This window comes from Chryseobacterium sp. CFS15, assembly GCF_031118795.1.
In the GTDB taxonomy this organism is placed as follows: Bacteria; Bacteroidota; Bacteroidia; order Flavobacteriales; family Weeksellaceae; genus Chryseobacterium; species Chryseobacterium indoltheticum.
The window spans coordinates 14,134-26,884 of sequence record NZ_JAVHYL010000006.1 but is presented as its reverse complement, the minus strand read 5'-3'; the positions used below and the strand labels follow the sequence as shown (position 1 = coordinate 26,884).

The window sequence follows — 12,751 nt, the reverse complement described above, 5'->3', positions numbered from 1 at the left end:
CACTAAAACTCTCAAACTCAAAACTGGCACCGCTTTTGAACTTTTCACGAAAATTTTATAATGAGAAAATCTTTTTTAGCAATCTTACTTTTAGCAGCGTTATCGTGTGAAAAAAAACAAGATAAAAGTCCCGTAGTTTCTACGGATAATCTGAAAAGATCAAATGAAAGAACCGATACAAAACCTGAAGCGTTTTCAAAAGAAGTAGCGTTGAAAAAGACTAATGATGAGCTTTTACAAGCGCTAAAAGTAGGTTATTATGATGTTTTTGCCAATTATATTCATCCTGAAAAAGGGGTGAGATTTTCGATGTATGCTTTTGTTAACCGAAATGAAGACAAGCATTTCTCAAAAACCGATTTCGAGAAATATCTGCCTACAAAAACTATTTTTACTTGGGGCTCCAGAGATGGGTCGGGTGAAATTTATAAAGCAACTCTTGAGCAATATCTCAAAAACTGGGTATTTAAAAAAGATTTCACAAAATCTGACTATGCATTTGATACATTTTTAGGCACAGGTAATTCTCTCAATAATTTAAAAGAAATATATCCAAATACCAATTTTACAGAAAATTATATTCCCGGATCTGAAAAAAATGGCGGAATGGATTGGAATGCACTCCGATTTGTGTTTGAAGAATTTGAAGGGAAATATTACGTAATCGCTGTCATCAATGACGAATGGACAATTTAAAATTCCCCTTTTATAAAGGGCAGATTCAACGAAGTTGAAGACGGGGTAGTTTACAGAATTTGTACCAACTGTTTCGTTAAATTTTTCCTAGAAAACTGCTCAATGTTTTGAGTGTTTTCTAAAAGGTTTCCATTTTTCCACAGTTCGAATTTTTCTAAAATAAAATTTTCAATTTCTCTGGAATCATTGTACCCAAAATGTTTTCCGGCTTTTGTTTCATCTAAAATTTTTGCAACATCAGCTTCATTAGGACCGAAAGAAATAATTTGTTTTCCAGTTGCTAAATATTCAAATATTTTTCCAGGAATAATGCCTTTTGAAGAGTCATTTGGAAAATTAGTAATCAATAAAAGGGAAGACTTCGCCATTTCATCAACCGCTTTATCGTGCGAAAGATAACCAAGATTCTGAATATGATCTTTTAAGCTTGACTTCTCAATAACTTCTAAAATTTTATCATCAATTCTTCCGACAAATTTAAGGTTGAAATTTTCCGCAAAATCTGAATTGGTTTTCACTAAATTATCGAGTGCTTTCCAAAGATTTTCTGGATTTCTTAACTGCTCTAAAACACCAATATAACTTAGTGTAAATTGGGTTGGAGAGTTTGAGGGTTGAAGGGTTTGAGGGTTTGAGTCTGTTTCATCAAATCCATTGGTGATACAAAATGCATTCGCTCCGCTTTTACGGAAATTTTCAGCATCGGTATAACTTGTTGCCAGAGTAATATCTGCGTTTTTAAAAACTTCAGATTCCAATTGGCGGTGTTTTTTGTCTGATCTGTTGGTCAGTTTTAAATGTTTATAATACGAAATTTCGGTCCACGGATCACGGAAATCGGCAATCCATTTTAAATCGGGAAATTTCTTTTTTAAGTTTAAACCAATCAAATGCATTGAGTGGGGCGGCCCTGAAGTAACAATCGTCTCAATATTATTGATTTTCAAATATTGCTCAAGAAACTTTGTGGAAGGATTAACCCAAAAAACTCTCGCGTCGGGAATGAAAAAATTACCTCTCACCCAAATCGAAAGCTTAGATTTCCAACTTTGATTGTTGCCCACATCAAACTGCCCTGCTTTGAATTTTTTATTGCTTTTATTAAGCTTTTCAGCTAATTGATAAGGCTCCCAGATTTTTGTTCTTACGATTTCCAAATTATCAGGAACATCTTTCATTAAGCTATTATCCAATAAAGGATAGCTTGGGTTTTCAGGCGTGTAAATAATGGGTTTCCAGCCAAATTCAGGAAGATATTTTGCGAATTTTAACCAACGCTGAACACCTGGTCCTCCTGCAGGTGGCCAATAATAGGTGATGATAAGAATTTTTTTATCTTCCATGAAATTAAGAATTCAAAAGGAATAAAATTTAAAAATCTTAACTTCTTAACTCAGACTTTAATGAATTATTTTTATCATTAAGACTTAATTTAAGAAGTTAAGAATATTAAGTTTTTAAGCTTCGCTTATTAGATTTTTTCTTTAATTACAACGTTCTCTTTTTTCTTTTTATTCAGCCAGAAAATTCCAAAAGCACTCAACGCAATAAACAATCCAAAGCAAAGAAGAGAAATCCATTTTCCGGTTTCGATGACTTGCGGTTCAAAGATCATTTTGATATGATGATTTCCAGCTGGAACATGTACTGCACGCAATAAATAATCAGCTTTGATGTACGGAACTTCTTTTTCATCAACAAAAACTTTCCAGCCATGAGGATAATAAATTTCAGAGAAAACGGCTAATTGCGGAGTTTTCGACTGAGATTTGAATTCCAACTCATTGGCCTCATATTTTGTCAGGTTAATTGTTGCGGTAGAATCTGCCTGAACTTGTTTGTTATTAAAATATGATTTGTCGGAAACATTGATGACCGCAGTTTTTTTGCTGTCGATCTCCCCGATATATTTAATTTCTTCGTCCGGAGTATTTACAAATTTCAAGTCACTTACAAACCATGCATTTCCGTTTGCTTTAGGATTTGGAACAACTTGTGGCTCTCCCGGATTTCCGAAAATCATGTATTTTGTATTCAGTAAATTTAAAATTTTTGGAGTTTTTACGCTATCAACTTTAGAAATATATTCATTAAGCAAATCATCATAACGTCTCAATCTCACCGCATGATAGCCTCCGATTGAAGCTTTAAAATAAGAAGTATTAGTTTCGCTCGTTGTTCCTAAAACCTGATTGTAAATTCGGTAATGTTTTTTGTCATTTTCAGCAATAGTTTCTAATGTTTTGTTGACAGGAATACTCGCTAAAATAGACTGTAGGTTTGGGTTTTCACCTACTTTTTCAGCTAAATAATCTGAACCTTCAGTTTGGAAAGGGTTTTCAGCAAAGATTTTATCTACATAATTATCATCGTTTAGATAACGCTTATTTACAGACCAAAGATCAAATAAACTTACCAATCCGATGATAATTAAAGCAATATTCTGATTAAGCTTTTGTTTTAAAGCAAAGAATAAAACGGCTACCGTAATCCCAACATATAATAATGCTTTGATAGCGTCTGTTCTGAACATACTGAAACGTTCATCAACCAAATAATCGAGTAGAAAAGGTGGTAAATATACTTTTTCATTATCCGTGGCAAAACCTAAAATTGATTTTCCGAAAATAATTAGAATTAAAGTTAAACCTAAAGTTCCACTTCCAACATAAGTAAGAATTTTCTTTTTGTAATCTTCTTCCAACGTTTCGCTATTGAAGAATCTGTATAATCCGATAATAGCAATTAATGGAAATAATAATTCCACAACAACCAAAATCGAAGATGGCGCTCTGAATTTGCTGTAAAAAGGAACGTAATCGATAAAGAAATCTGAAAGTGGCATAAAGTTGCTTCCCCAAGCCAATAATATGGTGAGAATTGTCGCACCTAAAATCCAGTAACGGTATTTTTTTGAGGCAAAAAAGAATCCTAGAATTGCCAGGAAACAAACAATGGCTCCTTGATAAGCTGGTCCTGAAGTTCCGGGCTGATCTCCCCAATATGTCAAGCTTCCAAATCCTTTTGAAACTCTATCCATTTCTGCCTGGGAAGTTACATTGTCCTGAACCATCTGCTGTACTTTCTCCATCATTGCAGCTCCTTCAGGCTCCTGGCTTCCGCCGCCCATTAATCTTGGGACAAATAGGTTTAAAGTTTCCAGTTTACCGTAGCTCCACATTAGGATGCTTTCTTTATCCATTCCAGAATTTCCGGCAGTATGCGTTTCGGTATTCAGAATTTGTTTTCCTCTTACTGTTTCTTTGATGTACTCAGAATTAGCCATGATTCGCTGAGAATTCATCCCAACTCCGATTGCCAAAGCAGAAGCTATAATTCCTGATGAAATCAAAAAATGCTTCATCGGAACTTTCTTTTTGATCGCTCTTACTAATTCAGAAATAAATAAAAATCCTAAGCCTAAGAATAAATAATAGGTCATTTGTGGATGGTTTGCTGCAACCTGTAATCCGAAGAAAAGGGTGGTTACAATAAATCCGAGGACGTATTTTTTTCTGATATAAACCAATAAAATCCCGGCTAAAAGCGGTGCGAAATATTCTATGGTGTTTACTTTTCCGTTGTGTCCAGCTGCAATAATGATGTAAAAATAAGTGGAGAGCCCGAAAAATGTGGCTCCCAAAAGGGCGTATTTCCAGTTTCGAACGGCAACCATTCCTAAAAGGAAAAAGCCTGAGAACAGTAAAAACAGATAATTAACCGGTCTTGGCAGAATATTCAGATAGCTGTCTAGTTTTTTGATAATGTCGCCTTCAAAACGGCTTCCCATTTGATAAGTGGGCATTCCGCCAAACATAGAGTCGCTCCAGTATGTTTCTTTATCATAATTGTTACGATAATCGATCAACTCTTTTGCTCCACCTCGATACTGTACAATATCATGCTGGAAAAGCTGTTTTCCTGTAAAAACAGGAGTAGAATATAAAAATGCTAAAACTAAAAATGCAATTAAAGAAACTGCAATATATATTAAGTTTTTGTTTTTTGCCATCTTGGTTATTAAGTAGATTTTTTATTTTAGATGTTTAGAGAATTAAATAATATTTAAAGATAATTATCTTTTCTCTTTCACCTCTTCATAGTCCACAGTTTCTGCGTCCCACTTTACTTTTTTTTCAATATTCGTTTTTGAGTTTTTGGTTTCTTGCTGCTGATTGTTATTGGGTTTGAATCCCATGAAATTATAAAACTTTTTGAAGAAAATTCTCTTCAAAATATTCCAGACAAAAAAAATAACAATAGTTGCGAGAACGATCTCAAAAATTCCTTTGATAAAAGACATATTACTTTTTATTTAATAATTCAAAGTTCAAGGTTTAAAGTTTTAAAATTTCAGTTCTAAAACTTTCAGACACTCAAACCCTAAAACTTATTTAGATGAAGGGTTTACCATTACAGAAGAGTTAGAAACACTTTTCATCGACTGTGATTGCTTTCCGTCTGAAATAGTTTCCACCTGCGTTGTTTTTACACTGATGTTTTGGTTGTTAATCCACCCTGTATTTTGATCAAACTTGATCGTTCCGTTTTGAGACAATTCACTGCTCATGCTGTGAGTCATCGGACCTTGAGATTTTTTCTCTTCTTTTTTAGGAATTCCGCCAGTGATTGCAATTTCTATAATTCCGTTTCCTGCACTTTTAAGGGTGTAGTTTGATGTTACTTTGATTTTTCCTGCTTCATCTGCGCTTTCAGAAGTACTCCATTTTTCACCGATTTTTGCTCCTTTTTTAGGAATTACAGAAAGGTTTTTTTCAAACTGATCTTTCAGAACTTTTTCGTTAAAGCTTTCTTTAAGGCTTGCTACAACACTAGCTCTCTGGTTAGCATCCTTGACGATGTTTTTAAGCGCATCAGAAATTTTTGTGTAAACAGCTTCAAATCCGGTGATAGAAATTACGTTTCCTTTCGTATCCATCTTCATGTTCAGTTTGTTTCCGGTAAGTGCTTTGTTCACATTCCAGATCATTTTCAGATCATCTTCTTTAGGAAGAGGAAGTTTGGTATCTACAATAACCGTTTTTCCTTGTGCAGACTGAGAGTTTCTCTTTCCAATCAGGTTGATGGTAAGATCATAAACATTCCCTTTGATATCATTCACTGTGAAACTCATTTCGTCAGTAGATTCGCTGGTTCCGGTCATGGTTTTACCTTGCGGATCAGTCATCGTTTTTGTATCTCTTTGGTACGTTGTCAAAGGATAAGTTTTTCCTTTTTCAAGTTTAAAAGTCTGTTTGAAAATACCCACAGAATCTTTAATTGCAGCATCTGCTTTTACTTCTTTTACAGAGTCTGCAGGAACTTCTACGGTGATTGTTTTTCCTGTTTTAGGATCTATTTTTGTTACGGTTGCTGTTTCCTTTTTACATGAAACAAGTGCTATTGAGATTAGCGCTAATGCTGCTATGTTTTTCATTAAATAATTTTAAAAAGGTGAATTAAATTTTTGTGATTTTCTGTCTCATTGCTTCATATAATATTGCTCCACAAGCTACAGAAACGTTCAAAGACTGTGTTTTTCCTTCTATCGGAAGTTTTATTTTTTCGTCTGAATGATGCAGAACTTCTTTAGAAATCCCGGTCTCTTCATTTCCCATTACAATGGCGCAAGGCGCAGTAAAATCAACGTCGTATATCAATTTTTGTGCCTTTTCGGTTGCAGAAAATACTGCAATCCCACTTTGCTGTAGGAAATCTACAACGTGAGCCAAATTCGATTCTTTACAGATTTTGATGTTGTACATCGCTCCGGCTGAAGTTTTTATCGCATCAGAATTTACCGGTGCACCTCCTTTTTCAGGAATTACAATCGCATCAATTCCTACACATTCTGCAGTTCTGCAAATTGCTCCGAAGTTTCTTACATCAGTTAATCTGTCTAAAATTAAAATGAATGGCGTTTTACCTTCTTCAAATAATTCAGGAACAATATTTTCTATTCTGTGAAACGGAACATCAGATATAAAAGCCACTACACCTTGGTGGTTTTTCCTTGTAAAACGGTTAAGTTTCTCTACCGGAACGTAGTTGGGACGTATTTTATTTTTTGCTAAAATAGCTTTCAGTTCAGCGTAAATCTCACCCTGTAATGCATTTTGCACAAAAATTTTGTCAATAGTTTTTCCAGCTTCAATAGCTTCCAATACGGGACGAAGCCCAAAAATAAAATCGTCTTTCATTGATTTGTCATAAAAATTATATGGTGAATGGTCAATTGTCAACTTTTCTTCGAAATCAATTTTCAACTATGTGTAAAATTCACAATTGATTTTAACTTGCGAAGCAAAATTTACAAACTGACTATCTTCCTTTTTCTCCTAAAATTGCTCGCTTCTGCGCCATTGCATAGCCGTAGTGCAGACTTTCATGCATGTTGTTAAAAATAATAGCATCCTGAATACTTTTCAAATCCATTCCGAAACTTGTGGTGTAAGGCGTGTAATCTGAAAAGAAATCACTGTCGAAATCTTTCATCAAAGTTTTTGAAGTTTCGGTCAGTAAAAATTCCAAATCCTCGACTTCAGATTTTTGAACATTCAGATTCGGTAACGTTCCTTTTTTGTACGTTTCAATCCAGTATTTATCAATTCTGAACGTGTTTCCACTCAGGTAATAATGCAGCAATTGCTGTGTAGCAACGGTGTGGGCAATATTCCAATAGATATTATTATTAAAACCATCCGGAATTAATAACAGATCCTGGTGAGAAGTGTTCTGAAGAATATCCAAAAGATTTTTTCTGACCTGTCTGTGAGCTTGAAAATGATAATTCATTTTGCAATATTTTTAATCTTCAAAAATAGTTTAATAAACTGAAAATGACAATTCTTGACCGAATCAATGAATGAAAATTTATAAATTTTTATGAAAGTAAGAGTTTCCCTGAGGTAGATTTAGTAAAAGTTCAATTATTATTCTTATATTTAAGAGAGAATATTTAACAAACTTTAACTCAAATATGGCATTAATTGTGTTGATTAGTGCAAGTATTTATCAGAAATTTACCCATTATTTTAATTCAAACTAATGTCAGATTCATATCAAGCAGAAGACATCCGTCAATTGACCGAAAAGGTTAAAGAACAAAATTATTTTTTTAATCTTCTAAGGCAGGAAATCAATAAAGCGATTATTGGTCAACATTACATGATCGATCGGCTTTTGATCGGTCTTTTAGGAAACGGACATGTTTTGCTGGAAGGTGTTCCCGGTTTGGCAAAAACTTTAGCGATAAAGACTTTGGCAGAAGCGGTTCACGGCGATTTTTCAAGAATTCAGTTTACGCCAGATTTGCTTCCTGCAGATGTGGTGGGAACAATGATTTATAATGTCAAAGAAAATGATTTTTCTATAAAAAGAGGTCCTGTTTTTGCAAATTTTGTTTTGGCAGATGAGATCAATCGAGCTCCTGCAAAGGTGCAATCGGCTCTTTTGGAAGTAATGCAGGAGAAGCAGGTGACTATTGGTGACGAAACAATGCCGTTACCGAAACCTTTTTTGGTTTTAGCTACTCAAAACCCGATCGATCAGGAAGGAACCTATCTTTTACCTGAAGCACAAAGCGACCGTTTTATGCTGAAATGTAAAATCGATTACCCTGAATTTGAAGATGAAAGAAAAGTAATGAGAATGGTTTCTACCTCACATCAACCTGAAATAAAACAGGTAATTTCATTACAGAATATTGTTGAGGCAAAAGCAATTGTCAATCAGATTTATCTAGATGAAAAAATTGAAAAATATATTCTGGACATGGTTTTTGCCACCCGTTACCCTGAAAAATATGGTCTTTCTGAACTGAAAAATTACATCAGTTTCGGAGCATCGCCAAGAGCATCAATCAACTTAGCCATTGCATCAAGAGCGTATGCGTTTTTGAAAGGAAGAGCTTTTGTAATTCCTGAAGATGTAAAAGCTTTGGCACAGGATGTTTTAAGACACAGAATCGGACTTACTTTTGAAGCTGAAGCCGAAGAGATTACTTCTGAGGAAATTGTAAATAGAATTTTAGCAAAAATTCAAGCACCTTAAAATATGATTAATAAATGATGATTTATAAATGATGATTTATAAATGATATCATTTTGTATTATCAATCATCATCTATCAATTATCATTTATATTGGAAACCATGCAAATAAAAGATATTGTAAAAAAAGTCAAGCAAATAGAAATCCGTACCAGAAGGAAAACGGAAGCTACTTTGATGGGGCAATATCACAGTGCTTTCAAAGGTCAGGGAATGACTTTTTCCGAAGTTCGTCCTTATCAGTTCGGAGACGAAATCCGTAGAATTGATTGGAATAAAACAGCTCGTTTCCGTGAACCTTTCGTTAAGGTAATGGAAGAGGAAAGAGAATTGACGATGATGATACTCGTTGATATTTCTGCTTCGATGGATTATGGTACAAAAACCCAACTTAAAAGAGAATATGTTGCAGAAATTGCAGCAAGCTTAGGATTTTCTGCAGCAGGAAATAATGATAAAGTAGGATTGATTTTATTTGCGGATAAAGTGTACAAAGTAATTCCGCCTCAGAAAGGCAGGAAGCATATTTTATCGATGATCAGTCATATTTTGACCGCTGAATATATTCCTGCAGTATCAAAAATCGATAAAGCTTTAGAATATATGATGGGGATTTTTAAAAGAAAATCTCTTGTATTTTTACTTTCCGATTTTGAGGATGATTACGATTCTAAAATTCTGAGAGTAGCATCTAAAAAACATCAGCTTTTGGGAATGAGAATTTATGACGAAAAGGATAACGAAATTCCCGATGTCGGTTATACTTTGTTGTACGATGCCGAGACAGGAAATCAGGTTTGGGCAAATACTTCGAGTGCGAGATGGAGATACACTTTTGCTGAGGCACAAAAACAGAAGCAGAGAAACTTGGAAGAAGATTTTGCCAATTCTTCAGCCTCATTTTTGAATATAAACACGGGCGAAGATTATTCAAAATTATTGTATAATTATTTTCAGAAAAAATAAAATAGAATTTGCTCTGTTATTCTGAGCGAAATGAAATGTAAAGCAGAATCGACTTGTTATACGAGCTTTTTCCTTCATCAGAATGACAACAAAATGCTAAAAATTTAGAAATAAAATTGAAAAAAATATTTTTATTACTCTCATTCTTTATCTGTGTGAATTCCTTTGCACAGTTGCTTTCTTCTAAACTGGAGAAAACGACACTCGCTTTGGGAGAAGTTAATCATTTCGTTATAAAAATAGATAATCTTAAAAGTAGTGCTGTTGTTACAGCGCCAAAAGATGAGTTGCTGCCTTTTCATTTTGAAGAAATTTCAGACAGCATCAGCATCAACGCCAATACGTACGAAAGAAAAATAGAATTTGCTGTTTATGAAGAAGGAGTTTATAAAATTCCGGAGCTTGAATTTAAAGTAGGGGACAAGCTTTTAAAAACTATTCCTTACGAAATTGAAGTGATCAATACTGCGTTGAAAGAAGACCAGATAAATGACATTATGAAGAATAAGGAAGTTGATTTGGAGGCAATTGATTACTGGCAACTGTATAAATGGTATGTTTTGGCGGCAATCGCTTTTATCTGTTTAATTTTTGCTATTGTAATGTTTGTGAAATACGGAAGAAGACGCAAAAGCTCACCTGTTGTAGCAACAAATCAGACTTTAAAAGAATTAGATTCATTAAAGAAGAAAAAATATATCGAAGAAGGGAATTACCGGTCGTTTTATGTAGAGTTAATCGATATTTCAAGAAAATTTATAACTAAACAGTACCGAATTCCTGCAGATATTTTACTGACAGATGATTTGATAGTTTTGATGAAAGAAAACAATACCATTTCCCAGGATAACGAAAAGATTGTAGAAGATGTTTTTTTACGAGGTGATTTGGTGAAATTTGCCAAAACATTTCCTGATAAAGAGGTGATGGAAAAAGATTTTGCCGAAATAAGAGCCTTTGTGCAACGCTCATCAAAGGATATTGAATTTGAAAACCTGAGAAAAGATGTTTGATTTTGAATTTTACAGTCCGTGGTTTTTTCTTTTATTTTTGGTATTTATTCCGCTTTTATTTAAAGATTTAAGTCAGAAAAAAAGAAAAGGGATTAAAGTTCCCACTACAAAAAAAATGAACGGAAACAGTGGAATTCTTCCCGTGCTTTTCTTATTAAAACTATCAAAATATATCATTCTTTCTGCTTTAATCATTGCTATGGCAAGACCGAGAACGTTTTCGGTTTCGCAGGACAGGGATGAAACAAAAGGAATTGATATAATGCTTGCTGTAGACGTCTCACTGAGTATGTTGTCAAAAGATTTTGAACCTGATCGCTATGAAGTGCTGAAAAATATTGCGGTAGACTTTATTAATAAACGACCTAATGACCGATTTGGTCTGGTAAAGTATAAAATGGAAGCTTTTCTAAAAGTTCCATTGACGTTTGATCATGATGCCGTAAAGGAAGAAATTGTAAACATGAATCAGCGTGAAATGGTAGACGGTACTTCTGTAGGAGACGGATTAGCGGTTGCTGTAAATCACCTGATGAAAAGTAAAGCAAAAAGCAAAGTGGTTATCCTGATGACTGACGGAGTAAACAGTCCTGTAGGGAATCTCTTTCCACCGGAGATTGCTGCTGTTCTCGCTAAAGATAATCATATAAAGGTATATTGTATAGGAATTGGAACAAACGGTTATGCTTTAATGCCCGTTACTTACGATGAGTTTGGATATATCTACGACGAAAGAGAAGTTTCTATTGATGAAAATATGCTGAGAGAAATTGCTGCAACCACAGACGGCAAATACTACAGAGCAGATTCTGAAAGTAAATTACAGGAAATCTATGCTGAGATTAATAAGCTTGAAAAAACGGATATCAATGTTTCAAGAATGTACAATTATGACGAATATTTTAGACTTTTTCTCTGGATTGCTTTAGGAATGCTGGTTTTTGATGCTGTTTTACGTTGGGTACTTTATAAATTTTTAAGCTGATGGATTGGTATTTAGGAAATTACTGGTATCTTTTGTTATTGCTGCTTCTGCCGCTATTATCATTTTTTCTGATCCGTTATCTGCGTTGGAAAAAAAGGAAAAGAGAATTATTTGCAGAATCAAAATTTCACGAAAGTTTGTTTGAAAAGAATTCGGGATTTTTAAAAATATTCCCGGTGCTTTATTTTCTGGCAGCACTTTTCTTGGTATTTTCAATCATTGATCTTTTAAGCGGAAGCGAAAAGATACAAACCAAGCAAAAGATGAACAATGTGATGTTTGTTTTGGATGTTTCGAATTCTATGAATGCAGAAGACATTAATCCAGACCGTCTTACTCAGGCTAAGAATTTGATCATCAATACCATGCATGAGCTTAAAAATGATAAGATAGGCATCGTTATTTTTGCAGGTGAAGCGGTTTCTATAATGCCGTTAACGACAGATTATAGCTCGGTAGAAAACTATATTTCAGATTTAGATACAGACAATATAACGATTCAGGGAACAGATTTTCTTCTCGCAATGGAAACTACAGCAACCAAATTTAAAAATATAAATAAAGGTTCGAGAAAAGTAGTTTTAATAAGCGATGGTGAAGATAATGAAGGCAATGACAATGCAGCGATACGCTTGGCAAACAAAGAAGGAATAAGCATTACTTCTGTAGGTGTTGGTACTGATGAAGGTGCGCCGGTGCCAGTTTATAAGTTTGGACAGCTTATCGGATATAAATTTGATCAAAATGGTGAAACAGTTATCTCTAAAAGACAAACCGGGGCTCTGAAAAAAATGGCAGAATCTACTGGCGGAAGCTACATTGACGGTAATAATATGAACGATGCTCCCAAAAGAATTGCTGACGAAATCAACAAAAAAGCATCAGACAGCAACACAACGGTCAATTCTCAGAATGCCAATCACTATTACCAATACTTTTTAGGCGTTTCTATATTTTTCTTTTTGATGATTTTTCTGTTTAATCCTAAAAGAGATTTTAATGTTTAAAGTAATTCGGTTTTTCATTGAATACTTTAACCCA

At 34.2% G+C, this 12,751-nt stretch carries 12 protein-coding genes; 6 read left to right on the top strand and 6 right to left on the bottom strand.

Annotation, left to right across the window (positions count from 1 at the left end; genetic code table 11):
- Nucleotides 1-60: 60 nt before the first annotated feature.
- Nucleotides 61-696 carry a hypothetical protein gene (locus tag OH814_RS11035; RefSeq protein ID WP_308828188.1) on the top strand — a complete coding sequence of 212 codons (636 nt, stop codon included), beginning with the start codon at nt 61-63 and terminating at the stop codon, nt 694-696.
- Between the two features lie 50 nt (nt 697-746).
- Here OH814_RS11035 and OH814_RS11030 read toward each other — a convergent pair whose 3' ends face one another.
- The 6 genes from OH814_RS11030 to OH814_RS11005 all read right to left on the bottom strand — a co-directional run bounded on the left by OH814_RS11030 (nt 747) and on the right by OH814_RS11005 (nt 7,491).
- Nucleotides 747-2,039 (bottom strand): glycosyl transferase family 1, encoded by a 1,293-nt coding sequence (locus OH814_RS11030; RefSeq protein WP_308828187.1) that lies wholly within the window; start codon nt 2,037-2,039, stop codon nt 747-749.
- A 128-nt stretch (nt 2,040-2,167) separates the two neighbouring features.
- Complete coding sequence (locus OH814_RS11025; protein ID WP_308828186.1) at nt 2,168-4,708, bottom strand: YfhO family protein; 2,541 nt, start codon at nt 4,706-4,708, stop codon at nt 2,168-2,170.
- Between the two features lie 63 nt (nt 4,709-4,771).
- Nucleotides 4,772-4,999, bottom strand: coding sequence for a hypothetical protein (locus tag OH814_RS11020; RefSeq protein ID WP_074229835.1), 228 nt, complete (start codon nt 4,997-4,999; stop codon nt 4,772-4,774).
- A gap of 87 nt (nt 5,000-5,086) precedes the next feature.
- Nucleotides 5,087-6,133, bottom strand: coding sequence for a DUF6263 family protein (locus tag OH814_RS11015; RefSeq protein ID WP_308828185.1), 1,047 nt, complete (start codon nt 6,131-6,133; stop codon nt 5,087-5,089).
- A 22-nt stretch (nt 6,134-6,155) separates the two neighbouring features.
- A complete protein-coding gene (rlmB, locus tag OH814_RS11010) occupies nt 6,156-6,896 on the bottom strand; it encodes a 23S rRNA (guanosine(2251)-2'-O)-methyltransferase RlmB (protein ID WP_308828184.1) in 741 nt (246 codons plus the stop codon).
- Nucleotides 6,897-7,017: 121 nt separating this feature from the next.
- Nucleotides 7,018-7,491, bottom strand: coding sequence for a DinB family protein (locus OH814_RS11005; RefSeq protein ID WP_279194880.1), 474 nt, complete (start codon nt 7,489-7,491; stop codon nt 7,018-7,020).
- A 252-nt stretch (nt 7,492-7,743) separates the two neighbouring features.
- Between OH814_RS11005 and OH814_RS11000 the strand changes: the two genes are divergently transcribed.
- The 5 genes from OH814_RS11000 (at nt 7,744) to OH814_RS10980 (ending at nt 12,717) form a co-directional block, all read left to right on the top strand.
- Nucleotides 7,744-8,748 carry a MoxR family ATPase gene (locus tag OH814_RS11000; RefSeq protein WP_308828183.1) on the top strand — a complete coding sequence of 335 codons (1,005 nt, stop codon included), beginning with the start codon at nt 7,744-7,746 and terminating at the stop codon, nt 8,746-8,748.
- 100 nt (nt 8,749-8,848) lie between these two features.
- The gene (locus OH814_RS10995; protein ID WP_201135148.1) at nt 8,849-9,712 is read left to right on the top strand and encodes a DUF58 domain-containing protein; all 864 of its coding nucleotides are present in this window, start codon (nt 8,849-8,851) and stop codon (nt 9,710-9,712) included.
- A 116-nt stretch (nt 9,713-9,828) separates the two neighbouring features.
- A complete protein-coding gene (locus tag OH814_RS10990) occupies nt 9,829-10,725 on the top strand; it encodes a BatD family protein (protein WP_374990567.1) in 897 nt (298 codons plus the stop codon).
- Nucleotides 10,718-11,710, top strand: coding sequence for a VWA domain-containing protein (locus OH814_RS10985; RefSeq protein ID WP_308828182.1), 993 nt, complete (start codon nt 10,718-10,720; stop codon nt 11,708-11,710). Before OH814_RS10990 ends, OH814_RS10985 begins: the two co-directional genes overlap by 8 nt.
- Nucleotides 11,710-12,717, top strand: a complete 1,008-nt coding sequence (locus OH814_RS10980) for a VWA domain-containing protein (protein ID WP_308828181.1) — start codon at nt 11,710-11,712, stop codon at nt 12,715-12,717. Before OH814_RS10985 ends, OH814_RS10980 begins: the two co-directional genes overlap by 1 nt.
- The last annotated feature ends 34 nt before the right edge of the window (nt 12,718-12,751 follow it).

What these genes read in the sequence shown, in the direction of transcription:
- OH814_RS11035 (WP_308828188.1), top strand. Translation starts at nt 61, where the DNA reads ATGAGAAAATCTTTTTTAGCAATCTTACTTTTAGCAGCGTTATCGTGT.
- OH814_RS11030 (WP_308828187.1), bottom strand. Translation starts at nt 2,039, where the DNA reads ATGGAAGATAAAAAAATTCTTATCATCACCTATTATTGGCCACCTGCA.
- OH814_RS11025 (WP_308828186.1), bottom strand. Translation starts at nt 4,708, where the DNA reads ATGGCAAAAAACAAAAACTTAATATATATTGCAGTTTCTTTAATTGCA.
- OH814_RS11020 (WP_074229835.1), bottom strand. Translation starts at nt 4,999, where the DNA reads ATGTCTTTTATCAAAGGAATTTTTGAGATCGTTCTCGCAACTATTGTT.
- OH814_RS11015 (WP_308828185.1), bottom strand. Translation starts at nt 6,133, where the DNA reads ATGAAAAACATAGCAGCATTAGCGCTAATCTCAATAGCACTTGTTTCA.
- rlmB (WP_308828184.1), bottom strand. Translation starts at nt 6,896, where the DNA reads ATGAAAGACGATTTTATTTTTGGGCTTCGTCCCGTATTGGAAGCTATT.
- OH814_RS11005 (WP_279194880.1), bottom strand. Translation starts at nt 7,491, where the DNA reads ATGAATTATCATTTTCAAGCTCACAGACAGGTCAGAAAAAATCTTTTG.
- OH814_RS11000 (WP_308828183.1), top strand. Translation starts at nt 7,744, where the DNA reads ATGTCAGATTCATATCAAGCAGAAGACATCCGTCAATTGACCGAAAAG.
- OH814_RS10995 (WP_201135148.1), top strand. Translation starts at nt 8,849, where the DNA reads ATGCAAATAAAAGATATTGTAAAAAAAGTCAAGCAAATAGAAATCCGT.
- OH814_RS10985 (WP_308828182.1), top strand. Translation starts at nt 10,718, where the DNA reads ATGTTTGATTTTGAATTTTACAGTCCGTGGTTTTTTCTTTTATTTTTG.
- OH814_RS10980 (WP_308828181.1), top strand. Translation starts at nt 11,710, where the DNA reads ATGGATTGGTATTTAGGAAATTACTGGTATCTTTTGTTATTGCTGCTT.